This is a genomic window from Cupriavidus oxalaticus (genome assembly GCF_004768545.1).
In the GTDB taxonomy this organism is placed as follows: domain Bacteria; phylum Pseudomonadota; class Gammaproteobacteria; order Burkholderiales; family Burkholderiaceae; genus Cupriavidus; species Cupriavidus oxalaticus_A.
In genome coordinates this window covers 212,553-230,201 of sequence record NZ_CP038636.1, presented here as the reverse complement: position 1 = coordinate 230,201, position 17,649 = coordinate 212,553, and the positions used below count along the sequence as shown (strand labels likewise).

Genomic DNA, 17,649 nt, shown 5'->3' with positions numbered 1-17,649 from the left:
TTAAAGCGCATCTACAATCGACTTCAGCAGGCCTGGCAGCGCCCTCCATACTTCGCGAGTTGCTGCGGTCAAAGGATGATGTGTAGTCGTCTTAAGCAGCGTGCTCTGCTTGATGGACGGATCCACAATTGGAATGCCACGCAAAATGCCCATCTGCCGCTCAACGGTGATACTGTGCAACGGCAGAACGCTGTAGAGCCCTCCGGTTAGAACCGCTCCTTTGATGGCAGTGGCGGAATCGGCTTCAAGCTGCAAATTTAACAAGACACCATCTCGGTTGCAGTTCTCTTCTAGCAACATACGGAAAGCGTTGGGTCGCGTCATCAACGCAAGCGGTAGCCCTGCCAAGGCCTTAAGCTTGCACTCGTCACCGATGCTCAAATCGTCGGAACGGGCTATCAGATACATCGAGCTGGTCAGTATGGCTTCTTCCTGCCCGGCCGGGCGGTATCGGTTGAATATGCCAACATCTATTCGACCATTCGTGAGCCACTCCTCAATCTCTCCGCTATAACCCTCATAAATGCGTAGGCGGATTCCTGGGTGGTTGTTTCGCTGCCAGGAGACTAGCTGTCCGCTAAGGGGGCTCGACCATGCAGGAACCAATCCAATTGAAACCAGCCCGCTAGGCGAGTGCATCACATTAGCCGCCTCATCAACCATAGCTTGGGCGTCCGAGAGTAGCCCACGCGCACGAGGCAACATCGAAGCTCCAGTCTCCGTTAGCGTCACCCCGCGGCCGGTGCGATGAAATAGGCGTCCGCCGATTTCAGATTCAAGGGCCGAAAGCTGCCGGCTGAGCGCCGACTGTGCAACCCCAAGCGCCGCAGAGGCCTTGGATAAGCTGCCCAGCTCGGCAATGGTGACAAAGCCTCGCAAAACATCAAAATCCACGCGTTAGTCTCCCAGTCACGTCTTGCCAATTCAGTATAGCTGGTTTGCGAGAGTTGAGGATTCTGCAATGCTACCGCCTTGCACATAATGAGCCATCGAAGAAGGAAACAGGGATCATCTGACAGTCCAAAAGCAGGGGGAGACAAGCCATGCAAAGACGCGATTTCATCACGGCCATCGCGGCCACGATGCTCACAGGCCACGTGTTTGGGCAACCGAGTCGGTACCCGGACAAGCCCATCAAATTACTGGTTGGATTCCCTGCGGGTCAAGCAACTGACATCGTGGCTCGCCTGCTGGCCGAGCGGCTAAGGACGCTTGGTCAGCCGGTGGTCGTAGAGAACAAGGCGGGACAAGGCGGAAGCATCGCACTTGCGGCGCTCGCAAAATCCCCGGCAGACGGGTACACCCTGATGCTTTCCGCGACGGCCTCGCTTGTCGTCAACCCGCATCTGTACAAGACAGTGGGCTATGACACTCTCCGGGATTTTGAACCGGTTGCAACCGTGGCTGACATGCCGATGCTTCTTGTAGCCCATCCATCCGAGCCGTTCAACACCGTGTCCGACATGACGACGTACGCAAAGGCGAACCCGGGGCGGCTGAAGTACTCCTCGTCCGGTAATGGCACGCTGTCCCACCTTGGTATGGAAGTGCTCAAACGTCAGGCAGGAATTGACATGCTACACGTGCCGTACCAGGGAAGTACTCGTGCAATGACGGATCTTCTAGCCGGCAACATCGATCTGGGTCTTGACACCGTGGCGGTTACCTTGCCCCACATCCAAAGCAAGCGCCTGAAACCCCTCGCCGTATCAAGCGACTCTCGACTAGCATTTTTGCCGCAAGTTCCAACCCTTGCCGAGGCCGGCATGGCGGGTGCAGCGTTTACTCCCTGGCTCGGACTGGTGGCGCCAAAGGGAACTCATCAAGACATAGTCCTTCGACTCAGCAAACAAGTGGTCAACACTGTTAAAGATCCCGCATTCGGCGAGCGGCTGCGGACACTTGGCGCAGTGCCCCGGGCCGGGAACTCGGACGCCTTGAGCGCCATTCTGAAACGTGAATTCGCATTGTGGGGCAAGGTTGTGCGCGACTCGGGAGCGCGCGTTGAATGACAGGGGTCGGAAGGGCGCACTACGGTAAAGGCCCCCCCGCCACTAATGGCAGCAATACTGTTCAAAGGTGTACTTTGCGTGCCAGCAAAGGCCAATATCGAGAGGCAACAGAGATGAAAAATGCGACGAGCAAATCCAAACCGACGGCAAAGCGCGCGCCCTGCGGCCCCTTGTTAGGGGTGAAAGTCCTCGATATATCGACAGTCGTGGCAGCGCCATTTGCTGCCGGACTACTGGCCGACTATGGGGCCGACGTCATCAAGGTTGAAGTGCCCGGCGCAGGAGACCATATCCGCCACATGCCACCTCACAAGGAAGGCATCTCGTTGTGGTCGAAGGTCACTAACCGGAATAAAAAGGGAATCACACTTGACCTTCGCACTGAAGAAGGCAAGGAAATTTTCGAACACTTGCTGGCAAGTCAGGATGTCCTGGTGGAGAACTTTCGACCTGACACGCTCGAGCGCTGGGGTTTTGGCAAAGACCGCCTTTTCGAAATCAATCCACATCTGATAATTCTCCGCATCACTGGATTCGGCCAGACGGGCCCATATCGCGGCCGACCGGGTTTCGCGCGAATCTTTGAGTCGATGTCTGGTTTCGCCTATCTCTGTGGGCGGCCGGATGGACCGCCTATGTTCTCCGGATATCCCGTTTCAGATGCGCTAGCTGGTGTGTTTGGAGCGCTTTCGGTCTCGGCTGCTCTAGTACACCGAAATGCAGCACCTGGGCGACCGGGCCAGGAAATCGATCTATCGGCAACAGAAGCAATGTTTCGAGCACTGGATTTTCTGGCAGTTGAGTACGACCAACTCGGTGTCGTCCGCGAACGTACCGGCAACCTCAATGCCTACTCATCGCCGAGCGATGTGTATTCCACGCGGGATGGAAAGTGGATTGCGCTCGCAGTCAGCGCGCCACCGGTGTTTGCCAGGTTTGCAAAGGCGCTGAATCGACAAGACCTCCTTGTAGACCCACGGTTCAATACGAACGTAGCGCGTTTGGAGAATCGCGGAGAAATTGAAACGATCGTTCGCCAATGGTTTATTGAGCGAACTGAAGTAGAGATTTCTTCCATCCTAACGGAGCATGACGTGAGCTTTAGTCGAGTGAATTCCATAGAAGATGTCTTTAACGACGTGCATTTCAAGGCTAGGGAAGCCATCGTGTCTGTCGAAGACTCGGATTTTGGAAGTATTCATATGCAAAATGTAGTGCCGCGCTTCTCAGCTACGCCCGGATGTGTCTGGCGAAGCGGCCCGGGTCAAGGCGAGCACAATGATGAAATCCTCACTCAACAGGTAGGCTTGACGCCCGACAAAATTGCAGAATTGAAGATGAAAAATGTGATTTAGGGCAATGCTGATTAAGTCCTCCAGTTCGTGAGAGTAAGCGTTATCTGAAGAATCACGAGCGCGAAGAGATGAACATGAAGCAGATGACGTTGGCGGCGGGTGCAGATCAAGGGGCAGGATTCGAGCAATACCGCAAGCCAACGCGACGCGAGGCCTTTCTGGCGACGATGGAGACGATCGTGCCGTGGGCAGCATTGTGCGCCGTGATCGAGCCGTACTATCCGAAGGCGGGCAACGGCCGGCCGCCTATTGGCCTGGAACGGATGCTGCGCATCCACTTTTTGCAGCACTGGTTCAACTTGGCGGATCTGGCCTGCGAGGAGGCGCTATATGACAGCGCCAGCCTGCGCCGCTTCGTCGGGATTGACTTGGGTCGTGAACCGGTGCCGGATGCCACCACGCTGCTGAAGTTTCGCCGCCTGCTGGAGAAGCACCAGCTTGCCGAGAGGCTGTTTGCTGAGGTTGGCCGAGTCCTGCAGGCAAGTGGCGTGAAGCTGAAGACCGGCACCATTGTGGATGCCACGATCATCGGCGCACCCAGCTCGACGAAGAACAAGGAGAAGGCACGCGACCCCGAGATGCATCAGACCCGGAAAGGACAGCAGTGGTTTTTTGGAATGAAGCTGCACATCGGCGTGGACAGCCAGAGTGGGTTGGCCCATTCGGCAGTCGTGACGCCGGCTAATGTCCACGACAAACATGCGCTGCCCCGGCTATTACATGGGCAGGAGCAGCGAGTCTATGGCGATAGCGCCTACGCCAGTCAGCAGGCGCTGATCGCGTCCAAGGCGCCCCGCGCCAAGGACTTCACCAATCAGCGTACCCGCAAGAACGGGCAGATTGACGAAGTGCAACGTGGGAAGAACCGCAACAAATCGAAGATCCGTGCTCGGGTCGAGCATGTCTTCGCCGTAGTCAAACGCCTGTGGGGCTTCACCAAAGTACGCTACCGTGGCTTGAAGAAGAATGCGGGCCGGGCCTTCACGGCCCTGGCGCTGGCCAATCTGTACCTCAGCCGAGGGCATTTGATGGGAGCAGTCCGTCCGTAAAGGGCGAATGTGGGGCAAGTGCTCCGCCAACACGCCCCATTTGGGGATGCGGTAGGAAAATTCTCGTCATCAGAGCCGAGTTTTTCGCCCGCACACGTTCTTATCAGTCTGAACGCACCAATTCACGCGGCTTGTTCAGCATAGCCTTAGGTGCCAGGAACCAGCGAGATGTCTGAGGAAAGCCGAATAGTATGAATAGACCACAGTGGCAAAGGAGTGGCGCAGAACCGGACTATCGATTTACCCTTGCAAACGAACGCACGTTTCTCGCTTGGGTTCGCACCGCCCTCGCTGTCTTGGCCGGGGGCATTGTACTCGACCAGTTCTCCGCTCACATGGAGCCGAAACCCGTCTTAGGAGTAGTCGCGATCGCGCTGTCGTTGTTGGCGGCTGGAATGGGAGGATTTGCATACTTCCGCTGGCAGGGGAACGAAATTGCGATGCGTCATCGCAGTCCGCTTCCTTCTTCTGTAGGCATTCCTCTGCTTAGCGTAGCGATTAGCTGCGTCGCGATTTTGCTCACCGTCGGACTGCTGGCGAAGCTACAGTGAACGGCGATCCTGGAGTTCAACCGGAGCGCACAGGACTGGCATGGAGGCGTACAGCGCTTTCCATGTTGCTAAATGGCGCCCTGCTCGTACGTTCTGCGGTGCAAGCCCAATCAGTGGCACTACGGTGTGTGTCTGCGCTGGTGGTTATGGGTGCATTGTTTATGTATGCGGTGAGCTGGTATCGCGATCGCTCGCTCATGCGTGTGGCGGTCCCACGTTCACCGCATGCCGCGGTCATGCTCACCGTCATCAGCACTGTCTTGCTTGCTTGCTTCGCAGCCGTCATCACCATCGAAAGCCGATAGTTGAATCTCACGTAATTCCGGGGACGCTTTAGGCGGGATAGTGCATCGCCCGCTTTCACTGTGGCAATCGCTTGAAGTTCGCAAAAGGCTTAGCTGTGCTGCACATCGAAGCCGGGAAGATGAAGCCGATCGCCGCGGCCACACACAAGCGCGTGTTCGCGCGCATCATCCGGCAGGATTTCGCCAGATCGAGAAAGGTCGTCACCGAGTCGGCGTGCGGATCGACTGAGGTCACTGAGAAGTTTCTGCAACTGCTGCGCGTGACCACCCGCGCAGCGGCTTGTGTTCCCATTTGCAGGATCACTGGGAACCGCGCCGTTTTCACCTGCAATCACCGGATGACAACCACATTGATTGGCGTGCCAGTCGAGACGACGGCGCATGAAACCCGTGTGCGCCTTACCCCGGATTATCCAGGGATCCTGTGAAGCAAGGAAAGATCGTCGTCCAGTCCGCAGCCAAGGTTGATTGAGACCCCGGGCATTCTGGCCTCTCATGGAGAGCATTTACCTTCAAACGGAGACAACAATGCGGAACGAATCGTTGGTTAACAGACTCCCCCTCGACGTCAGCGCACTCGCGCGTTGCATAGCAACCACAGCATTGCTAACGGCTTGCGGAGGTGGCGACAACGCACCGAGCGGGACAGAGCAGGACGCAGCAGCACGTGTTCGAGTCCAACCGCTTCTAACCTACACGCGGGCGGACTCCTACGAGTCCATCGCACAGCCGGACATTCTTGTGCCCATGCGTGACGGCTTTCAACTTACATGCGACCTGTACCGCCCTGGCGCAAATGGCGTGCCGGCGCTAGGCCGCTTTCCGGGCCTGCTTATCAACTTCACCGCCTACGGACGCAAGCTCGCGAGTGCGGGTAACGATCTCCGTGATTTTGCACGGAAGGGTTATGCCAGTTCTATGGTGCAACACTCGTGGCGCCCAAGGAACTAACGGGGGCAGCCCGACCGGTCCTGAGAGCAAGGCGGACGTGGATATGTTCTCGACACAGGAGGCACGAGATGGGTACGACGTGATCGAGTGGATTGCTGCGCAGAACTGGTCAACCGGGAAGGTGGGACAGATCGGATCGAGCTATGGAGGCATCATGTCTTTGGCTGTGGCCGGTCAAATGCCACCACATCTGGCCGCTTCGATTCCTGTCATGGGGGTTCGCGATCAATACCAATGGGCTTATCCGGGGGGTATCCAGGACGTCCGCGGTGGCTCTACTCTTCCCGTTATCGCTAATTGCTCTTCCGCAGCGGGCGAACCGACTTGCTCTGCGCGAATGACCGCAGCGTTTACCTCGCACCCGAATTTTGATGACTACTGGGCAGCTCGCGCGGTAGATGTTGCCTCCATCAAGGTCCCGATGCTGTTCGTACAGGGACTGCAAGACTTTATGATGGCCTACTATGACAACCGCAATGCGGTAATCGGGGATAGATCAAATGTTGCTACAGTGATCGGACCCTGGCCACATAGCGTCCCTGAACAGACGTCCCCGGAACTCAAGAACGTGTATTTGGCTTGGTTCGATCGCTGGGTTGCCGACATGCCGAACGTGCCGGAGACACCTAAGGTGGCATTGAAAGGGTTGCAGGGTCAAGATTGGGATGGCTTCGCTGCCTGGCCCCCAAAATCGAGTGAGCCGAAGACTTTCTACCTTACCAATAGTGGTCTTGAGCAGAACGCTCCATCGGCTGGCACGCTCCAATATGCGATTGATACGAGCGGAAACACCACTGGGTTGACGCTTGCCACAACGTTTTCCAGCGCTACAACCCTTGCAGGGCCCGTTGAGATCAGCTTGCCGCTCAGTTTTACTGCTTCAGATGCAAATGTGATCGCCAACATTTACGCGCGTCGCAATGGAGAGCAAATAAACCTCGGTTGGGCGGCGTACAAGAAGGCAAGTCACCTTGAATCTGACGCGGGCCCATCTCCTCGCGTGCCAGGTCGAACATACCTTTATAAGATCAGCGTTCCTAGCAAGTTTTACGCTTTTCAGCCAGGCGATAGCATGGTTCTTTCAGTCGTAAGCTCGGACAAGATTGTCGCCTCGGACTCACCCGCCGGCACAGTCACTGTGACGCTCGGTAAAGACGCATATGTTCGTGCCCCAATGGTTGTAGCGCGTTAGGTAGAGCCTTCCGGGCCGGCTAAGGTGATGCGCGAACGTCAAGTCTAATTGTATGGACGCACTACCCGAAACGACATTGATGTGACCTTGCCCTGTTTGACGAATCCCAGAGCCGCGGACGTGACGCAGCCTTGCCTTGTTGAGCGGCGGCCCAGTTCTCAAACGGCATAGCCTTGCTAAAGGTTCAGTGGGCGCTCAGCTTCGGGCAGAGCCTTCAGCCCTAATCCCGTGAGGGATGCGTACGCCAGCCGAGGCTGCATACTCAGAATAAACGCTTTGTACCACTGTTATGCCGTACCCACCTGGGCCGGACAGGTGATGATCGCCGGCCTCGGCCACCAACAGAGCAGCCACGTTGACAATTCGCCGCACCGTAGCGGATTCAGTAAGTACGTGCACCGGCTTGGCTGCGCCAAGCAGGATGGGACCGATGGCAACATTGTTGCCGGCAGCGGCCTTTAGGAAATTGTATGAAATGTTAGCCGCGTCGATGTTCGGCAGGATGAGTACGACCTCCAGGTTGATGCCGCCAAACGTCGGCTCCAGTGCGGCGATCACTTCCACCAGCTTTTCAGGGTCACTCTCGTTGAGCTCGATGTCAAAGACATCGACTCTCCGGGGGTTGCTTGCCCTTGTGAGGAGATCGAGAGTAGGCAAGGGATAGGTCGCGTTGGTTCAGCAATTGCTTCGTCGGCGAGACGGTCAGTTTGCCCGGCGAAGGATACTCGTGATATTCAAGCGCGGCTTCGCGCAAGCTCGGTGCAGCAGTCCTGGTGTTCATGTGGAGTTCCGGCAGTGCTTCGTTCCGGCGGCGTTGGCGGCCGGGACCCAGCTACTAGTGGTTGGTACGTGGTGCAGTGCGGGCTCGTTGACCTCACCTGGAGGGTCGCACGGGGCCCTATGGCAGCTCCAGTACATCGGAGCCGCGTGGCGATCAAGAATGTTGGAAAAGGACGGGACGGCACCAGACCAGGTGCCCCGGCCGGTGGGGAGCGCAATGCAGTCACTCCGGCTGAATGCCAGCGTCCGTGATGACTTTCGTCCACCGATTAACTTCTTCGTTGAAGAACTTCTTATGGCCTGCCGGTGAGAGACGGTCGTCGGTGACAACCGTGATGCCCAATGCCTCTTCACGTTTGATTAACGCCGGATCCTTCAGCGCTGCGCGCAGGGCCTTGTTGATTTTCTCGAGTACGGCTGCCGGGGTACCGCGAGGCGCATACAAACCGTGCCAGACGGTGAAGTTGAATCCCGGCAAGCCGGCTTCGTTGAGGGGCGGAATGCCCGCCAACGCCGGCACCGTCGAGCGTTGGGCACTTGTCACCCCAAACGCCTTGACCTTCTTGGCTTCGATCTGTGGCGTACTGTTGGTGGCCTGCTCGCACATCAGATCGATTTGCCCACCCATGATGTCGGACATCGCGGGCGCCGTTCCCTTGTACGGGACAAAGGTCATGTCGCTTTTCAGCGTGCTTTGCAGCAGCAGGCTACAGAGGTGCGACGCAGAGCCCACGCCCGCGTTGGCCAGGTTCAGCTTTCCGCCATTCGCCGCAATAAACTTCTTGAGTTCGGGCATGTTGTTCGGCGGCAGGGCGTTCTTGCCGATCAGTGTCGACGGAGCCTCGTTGATCAGCCCCAGGAATTCCAGGTCCGAGGTCTTGTAGCCGAGCTTCTTGTACAACGCGGGAGCTGTCGCCAGGCCGATATGGTGGACCAGCAGCGTATAGCCATCCGGGGTCGCCCGGGCGACACGAGCCGTACCGATGGTACCGCCTGCACCAGCGGTATTCTCGACGACAACCGTGGTGCCGAGTGTTTTCCGCAGCGATTCGGCGACGTCTCGTGCGATCTTGTCGCTCGGGCCTCCAGCCACGAACGGGACAACCAAGGTGACAGGCTTCTCCGGATATTCGGCACGGGCGTAGCCGGACGTGACGAAGAGGCCGCTGAAAATGCATAGGGTTGCGGCGCGGGCGGCCGCTTGCTTGATCCACATGGTTGTCTCCGTTTATGTTTTTGAATTGCTGCGGCTTAAGCCGACAGCTGCCGCATCACGCTATACAGGTCTGACTTGCCTTCGAAGCCAATACCGGGCAGGTCGGGCATCGTGAGGTAGCCCTTCTCGACCTTGACGCCATCGGGGAAGCCGCCAAACGGCTGGAACAGGTCGGGATAGCTTTCATTGCCCCCCAGGCCCAAGCCCGCTGCGATATTCAGTGACATCTGGTGGCCGCCATGCGGAATGCAGCGGGTGGCCGACCAGCCGTGCTGCTTGAGCATGTCAAGCGTGCGCAGGTATTCGACCAGGCCATAGCTGAGCGCGCAGTCAAATTGCAGGTAGTCGCGATCCGGGCGCATGCCGCCGTAGCGAATCAGGTTGCGGGCGTCCTGCATCGAGAACAGGTCTTCGCCGGTGGCCATCGGCTTGTCATAGTAGTTGCGCAGCGTCGCTTGCAGCTCGAAGTCCAACGGATCGCCCGGCTCCTCGTACCAGAACAGATCGTATTGGGAAAGCGCCTTGGCGTACTGGATGGCGGTGTCGAGGTCGAAGCGCCCATTGGCATCGACGGCGAGCTTCTGACCATCCTGCAGCACGCTCAGAATCGAGTCGATGCGTCGCAGATCCTCGTCCAGCGACGCGCCGCCGATCTTCTTCTTGACCACGGTGTAGCCGCGGTCGATGTAGCTGCGCATCTCGTCCTTCAGCTTGCCGTGATCCTGGCCGGGATAGTAGTAACCGCCGGCGGCGTAGACGAACACCTTGCGGTCCGCCTGCCCGTTGCCATAGCGGTCGGCCAGCAACTGGAACAAGGGCTTGCCTTCGATCTTGGCGACAGCATCCCAGACCGCCATGTCGATGGTGCCGATGGCCACCGATCGCTCGCCATGGCCGCCCGGCTTCTCGTTCTTGAACATGGTGTCCCAGATCTTGTGCGGATCCAGGTTGTTGCCGGTGGCGTCGACCAGCGACTCCGGATCGGCTTCCAGGATGCGCGGAATGAACCGCTCACGCATCAGGGTGCCTTGGCCATAGCGACCGTTGGAGTTGAAGCCGTAGCCGACCACGGGCTTGCCGTCGCGGATCACGTCGGTGACCACGGCGACGAGGCTCAGCGTCATCTTGCTGAAATCGATGTAGGCATTGCGGATGGGCGAGTTGATCGGGAAGGTCTTCTCGCGGATTTCTACGACTCTCACAGTGTGTCTCCTGACTCACATTACTTGAACGCTGGGCGCGTCGGAGTACGTAGCTTAGGTGCGGAATGGTGTACTACAATTGAATCACTTTCATTTCATTATTCGCTCAAAGTGAAGACTGAAATCGCGTCCGAACTGGAGTTCTTCGTCCTGATCGCCCGGCACGGCTCGTTAGCGGCCGCAGCGCGCGAACTGGATCTGACGCCCCCCGCAGCGACAAAGCGGCTGGCACTGATGGAAAGCCGCCTTGGTGTCCGTCTGGTGAATCGCACCACGCGGCGCATCAGCCTGACGAACGAAGGCGAGACCTACCTGGCATATGCCCAGAGGATCCTGGCGGACCTCCGGGAGATGGAGAGCGTTGTGGCAAGCAGCGGAGCCGAACCGCGCGGACTGCTCCGCGTCAATGCAACACTCGGCTTCGGACGGACCACCATTGCTCCTCTGGTGTCCGAGTTTGCAAAGCGCTATTCACAGGTGGAGGTGCAACTCGAAGTCACGGATCGCCCCGTAGACCTGGTTGACAGTGGTGTCGACCTGGCGATCCGGTTCGGAACGCTGCCGGATAACCGGCTGAGCGCAAGGCGGATCATGTCGAACCGTCGTTTCCTATGCGCTTCGCCGGTCTACCTGGACAAATTCGGGTCACCGCAGTCATTGTCCGAGCTTCACAAGCATCGCTGCATCATTCACCGACAGAACGACGAAGCCCACACCATCTGGCGCTTCGAGCAGGCGGGGCATCACGAAAGCGTTAAGGTCACCGGGGCGCTATCCAGCAACGACGGGGATATCGTTCTCGGCTGGGCGCTCGACGGGCACGGCATCCTGATCCGTTCCGAGTGGGACTTGGCAAAGTATCTGGAGAGCGGCCGATTGCGAGTCGTCTTACCGCAATTCAAACTGCCATCTGCGGATCTCTTTGTCTACTACTCGCAGCGCCGCAATCAGACAGCACGCGCGCGTGCCTTCATTGACTTTTTAGTAGAGACGTTTCAGAAGTCGCTTGAAAAGAAGGGATAGGGGCGACAGAAGGCGGCCGCCCAGAATTCTGCGGCCGCTACCGGCCGTACTGCAGACACTCGGAGTACGCCCGCCCGACGACCGTTACGGGTCGTCTAGAGACAGCAGGCGTAATTTCGAGATCGTGAAACTATTGATGGAGACTCATGCGCCGCTGTCACCTGCGAAGTCCAGCCTCCATCCCCTTCCCTTGGATTTTCCCGTGGGCTAAGAAACGTCTTTCGCGCACAGCGGCCGTCGCTTACCTGAGGTCCGGCCGGGATTCGCAGAAATTCCGCCACATCTCTGGCAACCCTTTGATTTATCGAGAGAATGCACCCTTCCCTGCGCCCCGGATAACCTCGTGACTCCGCCCCCGGCCAGAGAGAGAGCTCAAATTTCTATGTGCGCCATGCAGCACGAATCAGCAAAGATGAGGTTGAAGTCGGGAGCGCTTGGCCTGTCGATCTGTCATCAAAGGCGGGCAAATTCCACATCCTGGGGTAATCGTCCTTTTGCAGCAGAATGATACGGTCAGGCTTAAAAAGACGTTCTAGAACAATGACTTAGCGATTCTTCGTTTCGCGCTGCACCGTCCTTTCTTTGCCGATTGGTACGCGGTTGGCAGCCAGTATGCCTGGCCAGCCTGCGAAACTGCTGTCGTAGCTGCCGCTGCGAAGGTGCTGCCGTATTTCGGTCTCGAGACACTGCTGTGTGCCAATCTGTGGCAGATTTTGCTCTGCGGCGTTCGATGGCAGTTATGCCATAGCCTGTCGGGTTGTTGCGCCACTGCCTTGGATCAGCGAGTCAATGTAGCGCTCGACACCGAAGCTGAGGATCCCCCGGAAGTTGATGTGCCCGGAATGCCCCGGCCCCATGCGGCGCAGCCAAGCGTCCTCGATATTCGTGCCCCCCTTGCGAAGTCGCTCGACGACATCGTTCATGCGGTTGGTATTCCACGCCAGAACGATGTTGGTCAGAAGCGCGTGCGCCCCCGAGATCGCCGTCATCTCATCGCCTCGCCGGCCGCGTTCGTGTGGCACCCGGCCAGCATGGATCGCGCGCTGCAACTGGTGCACCGACTCCCCTTGGCTGAGCAACGTATGGATTTCGCGGCGGAAGTCTTCAATGGTCACGTAGTCGCACAGGAAGATGCTACGCAACAGCCGGCCGAGATGCTCGGCAGCTTTGTGTGCCTTGTTGGTCCGGGCAGCGCCGCCCAACCGTTGCATGGCGAGCTCAGCGCTAATGCGGCCGATACGGATCGATGCCAGCACCCGTAGGAAATTGTCCCAACCCAGGCGTATGGCTCTCAAGGACAATCGCTTCGTGGTGACACGCTCGATACCTTCTGGCACTTTAAACTCTGCCGGCAGATACAGTTTGCGCTCCGACAGATCGCGCAGCCGCGGGCATAGATCGAAACTCAAGCCCTTGGCCCAGGCCATCGCGGCGTTCGTGTAGCCGTGCGTGTCCACTGCCAGTAACGACAGGCGGATACGGTCCTCGCTGCGGTTGTGCTGCTCTACGCCCTCGATGGCCACCCCAGCCTGACGCTCGTTCAAGACAATCGGTTGGTCATAGACGATGCCCCACTTGTCGAGCACGTGGGTGTAGATGCCGGTCGCGTAGGTGCGTCGACGTGGATCAACACGGGCGATCCACAGATGTCGTGAAACGTCTAGTGACATCATGTCGGCCGATGCCTTCTTTCCGGTGCCCCAGTGCGTGGCTAATGGGATCTTTCCTTGAAATTCAGCCACCACCTCGTTGGCCCGGCGCAAACGACCATGGGTCTCCAGCGCCCGCATGGCAAGTGACACCTGGGCGGTGTCGATACCGGGAATCATCGCAGCAATGCCCATGGCATCGATCTCGGTGCCATGGGCGAGCAAGGCCGCGTAGGTCGACAGCAGTTCGGCCACGGACTTCGCCCGGTGCCCAAGCAGCACCTCGCTGAAATTGGTCGAGGCGTCGACCTCCAGCAATAGGTCTGGGAACTGCACTTCGCCGATTGTCTTGTAGATCAAGTCGCGCGTGCGGCGCGGCTCATCGTCCTGCTCCAGCGCCACAATCGCCGGCAGGTGAAGCATGCCATCGTCTCCAATTTCGATCTTGCCTTTAGCGGAGGCCTCGGCCACCGCAGCCACACCAGCACGAAGCGTATCCAGTAGCTGTTCGATGAAGGTATCAGCCGCGGCTGGCAGGCCCAATAGCCCGAGATACTTGACACGGTCGCGCTCCCACTCCTTGGCAGGGATGAGCATTTGGTCGGCATCACGAAAGCGCATCGAGTGGTCAATCCATACGCTGCCCCGACGCAGGCTATTTCGTAGCGACATCATCGTGCAGGCAGAGAAGGCCTGATAGCGGCGCTTTGGGTCAGGATCATGGACGAGGTCATGCCACGCTGTGCCAACGCCGGTCTCCGTAAAGTCTTCTGGAAGAGCATTGAGCTTCCTGGTCTGCAGGTCGCGCCACGCCTTGAGGTTCGCAAAGCCGGCATCGTCCTCCCTGCTGCCGAATTCCAGGCCTTCCAGTCCCGACAGCAGAGCGTGAATCCGCTGATGGTCACCGGTCAGCGCCGCGCGCACGTGTGACGCAAAGCTCGAATGCGCCGCGTCGGTGACGATGGCCAGGTGCTCCAGGGCTTCATCCACTCGCTGCTCGGTCGGCTTGCTCTTGTCTTGCAGGACGGCCTTGGCCTTGAGCGCCTGCTGCCTGTCTTCCACAGCGGAACGGGTGTGCGTCGACTGCGCCGTGCTGGCCGCGCGTCGGAACAGATCCTGGCTGCGTCGGCTGACCACTGCGAGCATTTGCGCCTCGTAGGCGGAAAATGCATGCTGTGCCATGTCGGTGATCTGGCGCTGGCCGGGAATGAGGCGGCAGCGATCGTAGAGCCATCGCTGAGCGGTGGTGACAAGCTCATCCACGTCTGCCGCAGCGGCAGCTTGTACGCGGAGCATCTCTTGCAAAGCGGTCTGGCTGGTGACATCAAACGGCTTGATGCCAAGGTGCTCCTTGACCCATTGCTGATGCTCGTACAACGTCGGACGTCGTTGGTACAGTGACTTCAGGCTGGCAATCGACAGCAACGGCGCGGAGAAAGCTTCGCACACGTACTGAAGGAGATTGCGCGGAACGACAGCAAACCGGTCCAACGGCCGACCGAAGGCCCGGAGGCAAACGAGCTGCAGGCCGACGGCGGCGAATCTGTCGGCCCGAAACCGCTCCCATATTGCCGCGATGTCAGCACTGGTGAGCTGAAAGAACTGCTGCAGGTCAAACTCTGTCAAGCGGGCAGGCAACTCTTCCCTGCCAACGTAGCGATACGCAAATGCCGACATCTACCACTTTTCGGGGTGTCGTTCGGGTCAAAACTGTACGACAAGTGCTCGGATGGCCGCAATAACGTCAACGAATGGGCAGGGGACTCGGGGCTGATTGTGATAACCGTATCAATCGGCAAGAAAAGGACGATTCCCCCCTTCCGCCCTGCGTCAACAGACTTAGTAGTGGCCAAAAATGCCGGACGCGCCTTGTCGCAAACAGCCCGGCTTCACTCGGGGACGGCGCTTGTCGGCCAGCAAGCGACTTTGGTCATCGCGCACCGAGTCATTCGAATGTCCGCTCCTCTAGTGACAAGGGACTTTGGCCCGCCAACGACGCACCTCACTTTCATCGGCCGAGCGGCTGTCCCGGCTTATCTGATTGAGAATGGTGAGCAGCGTCCTTTCTAGGCAGCACAGATCTTTGCCACCTTCGTTAGAAGGGCGGAAGCACTCTCGCTTCACCTTGGGCTGGCCGGCCCGCCTGGGGAGCACGTTCGCGTCCTTCAGCCCTTTAATGGAGGCCACCGGGCATTCAGCAGGCAGCACGGGGATCTTGTGAGTCGGCAACCCAATCCCTTGCGCACGGCACTCCGGACCACGGTTATGGACTAGGTGAAGGCGCTGAAGTCCGGCGTCGTGATTGACGATGTCGCCCACCAAAATCTCACTTCATCGGGACCGTCTGGTACGGCCCAACGTAGAGACAGCGTCTGTTGGTTTCCCACCCACATCACGGTAGTCGAATCGTCGCCTATCGCTCCCTGTGGGCCCAATCCGGTGGCGACGTACGCACACCAAGACACTGGCACGCGCCATGCAATACGACTAGTGAGCAAGGGACACGGCAACCGCGACATCCAATGCTCACTAACTCGACCTGAGCAAAGGAGCTTCATCATGACTACCCAAACCAATGAACGCGCGACCATTGTCATTCATGACCTGCCGGCCATCGAAGTCCTAGATTGCGTCGAAATGTCCGCCATCAAGGGCGGCCAGATCGACCAGCGCCTCGCAGACTACATCCAGAACGTCTATCAGTACACGCATGACTGGGCAGGTGGGGCCCGCCCAGTCCCGAAGTACTGACGGCAGCGCCTTGCCGGCCGACTTCTTGCCATCGTGCGTTGGTCGACCGGCATCCTATTGGCGATGTCGGCGCCGGCAGCGCCTATCAGCAAATGTGCATCAGCCCGGCGGGGTGATGCCGCCGTAGCCCATGCGCGGTCCTTCGGCGGCTATTCCGTAACTTTTTGTTTTCGAGTCGCCCCTGGCGACCGGCCTGGTTTCTGGCGGCTCCTATCCTGTCAACGGACATTAATCTCAGCGCTGTCAAATGACAGAGAAGGGTCGTAAACAGCCCTGCGACACTAATCGATGCAGCTTGTGTGGCGAGACGCCAACGAAGAACTCGGACTCTCATAGCCCTCCTCCCATACCGTTCGGCCCCTCACTCCAGCCGATCAATCAACGCCTGGGTGCCACCGGAGAAAGCGGATATCCCTTGCGAAACGTCACCCCAAAGTTCCGCACAAGCGTAGCTGCCAGTAGCAGCATCTTCCCTCCACTGGCACGCAACGCCGCGAAACAAAAAAAGCTTCCCTCCCGCTTTGCCCAATAGATCTGCTTCGAGTTAGCGAACCAGACTTTGACGTCCTCCACCAAAGTGGCCCGCTTGCCCCAAGCCGGACCTCGCCGCCAGTAGCGCGGCCTCGACTGCACCCCCGTGTGCTCCATGTGCGCGAAAATGCATGTCGTGAAACCATAGTTTCACACTGAATTTTGTTTGACACCAAAGTTTCATTCTCCTATATTTCTGAAACCAAAGTTTCATCCGGACCCAATCATGACCTCATCGTTGCATGACAAGATCCTCGTGCTGCATGACCAACTCACCGAAAGCGAGCGCCGCCTGGCCGCCGTCACCCTCGAGTGCATCGGCAACCTTGCGGCCTACTCGGCGACCGAGTTGGCGCAAAAGGCTGGCGTTTCCAAGGCGACGGCCGGTCGGTTCTTTCGCCGCCTTGGCTACGAGAATTTCAACGAGGTCCGGTCCCTCCAGCGCGACGAAGCCGACCGCGGCTCACCGCTGTATGAATTAGCCGGCGTCCAAGCACCAGCGGACGAGCAGGCGCCGCTGGCGCGCCACCTCGCCAACGACATGCAGAACCTTGCCCACACATTTGACCGCCTGAATCCGGCCGACGTCGAGCGCGCCGTCGCGATATTCGCCAACGCGCGGCGGGTCTTCATCGCCGGCTTCCGCAACGGCCGCGTGCTCGCGCAATACGCGTGGGCTCTACTAACGCAGTTGCGGCCAGGCGTGACACTAGCGCCGGGCGCTGGCCTGAACCTCGCCGAAGACTTGGCCGACCTGGGCCCTGGCGACGTACTGCTGGTGATGGACTTCCGCCGACGTGTGACGTTGCTGTGGCCGATGGTCGCCCACGCCAACCGTGTCGGCGCCAAGGTCGTGATCCTGACCGACCCCAGCGCGACGGATCTGCCGGCGCGCTCCGACGTCGTGCTCCGCTGCGTCAACCACGGCGCGGCGGTATTCGACTCCTACGTCGCCGCTGTCAGCCTGATCAACCACCTTTGCACAACCCTCGCGCTGGTCCTCGGCGACACGGCGCGCGAGAGGCTCGAAGAAATCGAGTCACTCCATGACCACTACGGCGACCTCCATCGCTAGATCCCAA

At 58.6% G+C, this 17,649-nt stretch carries 14 protein-coding genes and 1 pseudogene; 10 read left to right on the top strand and 5 right to left on the bottom strand.

Annotated elements, in window-relative coordinates; translation table 11 throughout:
- Entirely contained in the window at nt 1-894 is an 894-nt protein-coding gene (locus E0W60_RS29105; protein WP_135706475.1) for a LysR family transcriptional regulator, read from the bottom strand.
- Nucleotides 895-1,043: 149 nt separating this feature from the next.
- Here E0W60_RS29105 and E0W60_RS29100 point away from each other — a divergent pair, with 149 nt between their 5' ends.
- From E0W60_RS29100 to E0W60_RS29070, 7 genes are all read left to right on the top strand, one after another.
- A complete protein-coding gene (locus tag E0W60_RS29100) occupies nt 1,044-2,012 on the top strand; it encodes a Bug family tripartite tricarboxylate transporter substrate binding protein (protein WP_135706474.1) in 969 nt (322 codons plus the stop codon).
- A gap of 113 nt (nt 2,013-2,125) precedes the next feature.
- Complete coding sequence (locus E0W60_RS29095; RefSeq protein ID WP_135706473.1) at nt 2,126-3,367, top strand: CaiB/BaiF CoA transferase family protein; 1,242 nt, start codon at nt 2,126-2,128, stop codon at nt 3,365-3,367.
- Between the two features lie 74 nt (nt 3,368-3,441).
- Nucleotides 3,442-4,416: an IS5 family transposase gene (locus E0W60_RS29090; protein WP_135706472.1), complete on the top strand. Its 975-nt coding sequence runs from the start codon at nt 3,442-3,444 to the stop codon at nt 4,414-4,416.
- Nucleotides 4,417-4,607: 191 nt separating this feature from the next.
- Nucleotides 4,608-4,967: a YidH family protein gene (locus E0W60_RS29085; protein WP_135706471.1), complete on the top strand. Its 360-nt coding sequence runs from the start codon at nt 4,608-4,610 to the stop codon at nt 4,965-4,967.
- A 62-nt stretch (nt 4,968-5,029) separates the two neighbouring features.
- Nucleotides 5,030-5,272: a hypothetical protein gene (locus E0W60_RS29080; protein WP_240746107.1), complete on the top strand. Its 243-nt coding sequence runs from the start codon at nt 5,030-5,032 to the stop codon at nt 5,270-5,272.
- A gap of 71 nt (nt 5,273-5,343) precedes the next feature.
- On the top strand, nt 5,344-5,700 hold the full coding sequence (locus tag E0W60_RS29075; protein WP_135706470.1) for a hypothetical protein: 357 nt from the start codon (nt 5,344-5,346) through the stop codon (nt 5,698-5,700).
- Between the two features lie 566 nt (nt 5,701-6,266).
- Nucleotides 6,267-7,415 carry a CocE/NonD family hydrolase gene (locus E0W60_RS29070; RefSeq protein ID WP_240746106.1) on the top strand — a complete coding sequence of 383 codons (1,149 nt, stop codon included), beginning with the start codon at nt 6,267-6,269 and terminating at the stop codon, nt 7,413-7,415.
- 330 nt (nt 7,416-7,745) lie between these two features.
- On the opposite strand, the pseudogene E0W60_RS38125 reads toward E0W60_RS29070, so the two are convergent.
- The 3 genes and pseudogenes from E0W60_RS38125 to E0W60_RS29050 all read right to left on the bottom strand — a co-directional run.
- Nucleotides 7,746-7,925: pseudogene (locus E0W60_RS38125) on the bottom strand (phosphate acyltransferase); the annotation flags it as partial.
- Between the two features lie 493 nt (nt 7,926-8,418).
- A complete protein-coding gene (locus tag E0W60_RS29055) occupies nt 8,419-9,411 on the bottom strand; it encodes a tripartite tricarboxylate transporter substrate-binding protein (protein WP_205751684.1) in 993 nt (330 codons plus the stop codon).
- 35 nt (nt 9,412-9,446) lie between these two features.
- Complete coding sequence (locus E0W60_RS29050; protein WP_135706468.1) at nt 9,447-10,613, bottom strand: mandelate racemase/muconate lactonizing enzyme family protein; 1,167 nt, start codon at nt 10,611-10,613, stop codon at nt 9,447-9,449.
- Between the two features lie 111 nt (nt 10,614-10,724).
- On the opposite strand from E0W60_RS29050, the gene E0W60_RS29045 reads away from it, so the two are divergent.
- A complete protein-coding gene (locus E0W60_RS29045) occupies nt 10,725-11,636 on the top strand; it encodes a LysR family transcriptional regulator (RefSeq protein ID WP_135706467.1) in 912 nt (303 codons plus the stop codon).
- 737 nt (nt 11,637-12,373) lie between these two features.
- Here E0W60_RS29045 and E0W60_RS29040 read toward each other — a convergent pair.
- Nucleotides 12,374-14,962, bottom strand: a complete 2,589-nt coding sequence (locus E0W60_RS29040; RefSeq protein ID WP_135706466.1) for a Tn3 family transposase — start codon at nt 14,960-14,962, stop codon at nt 12,374-12,376.
- 882 nt (nt 14,963-15,844) lie between these two features.
- Here E0W60_RS29040 and E0W60_RS29035 point away from each other — a divergent pair.
- Nucleotides 15,845-16,036, top strand: coding sequence for a hypothetical protein (locus E0W60_RS29035; protein ID WP_135706465.1), 192 nt, complete (start codon nt 15,845-15,847; stop codon nt 16,034-16,036).
- A 757-nt stretch (nt 16,037-16,793) separates the two neighbouring features.
- The gene (locus E0W60_RS29030; protein ID WP_240746072.1) at nt 16,794-17,642 is read left to right on the top strand and encodes a MurR/RpiR family transcriptional regulator; all 849 of its coding nucleotides are present in this window, start codon (nt 16,794-16,796) and stop codon (nt 17,640-17,642) included.
- Nucleotides 17,643-17,649 lie beyond the last annotated feature (7 nt).

What these genes read in the sequence shown, in the direction of transcription:
- E0W60_RS29095 (WP_135706473.1), top strand. Translation starts at nt 2,126, where the DNA reads ATGAAAAATGCGACGAGCAAATCCAAACCGACGGCAAAGCGCGCGCCC.
- E0W60_RS29085 (WP_135706471.1), top strand. Translation starts at nt 4,608, where the DNA reads ATGAATAGACCACAGTGGCAAAGGAGTGGCGCAGAACCGGACTATCGA.
- E0W60_RS29100 (WP_135706474.1), top strand. Translation starts at nt 1,044, where the DNA reads ATGCAAAGACGCGATTTCATCACGGCCATCGCGGCCACGATGCTCACA.
- E0W60_RS29040 (WP_135706466.1), bottom strand. Translation starts at nt 14,962, where the DNA reads ATGTCGGCATTTGCGTATCGCTACGTTGGCAGGGAAGAGTTGCCTGCC.
- E0W60_RS29080 (WP_240746107.1), top strand. Translation starts at nt 5,030, where the DNA reads ATGTTGCTAAATGGCGCCCTGCTCGTACGTTCTGCGGTGCAAGCCCAA.
- E0W60_RS29030 (WP_240746072.1), top strand. Translation starts at nt 16,794, where the DNA reads ATGACCTCATCGTTGCATGACAAGATCCTCGTGCTGCATGACCAACTC.
- E0W60_RS29090 (WP_135706472.1), top strand. Translation starts at nt 3,442, where the DNA reads ATGAAGCAGATGACGTTGGCGGCGGGTGCAGATCAAGGGGCAGGATTC.
- E0W60_RS29035 (WP_135706465.1), top strand. Translation starts at nt 15,845, where the DNA reads ATGACTACCCAAACCAATGAACGCGCGACCATTGTCATTCATGACCTG.
- E0W60_RS29070 (WP_240746106.1), top strand. Translation starts at nt 6,267, where the DNA reads ATGTTCTCGACACAGGAGGCACGAGATGGGTACGACGTGATCGAGTGG.
- E0W60_RS29055 (WP_205751684.1), bottom strand. Translation starts at nt 9,411, where the DNA reads ATGTGGATCAAGCAAGCGGCCGCCCGCGCCGCAACCCTATGCATTTTC.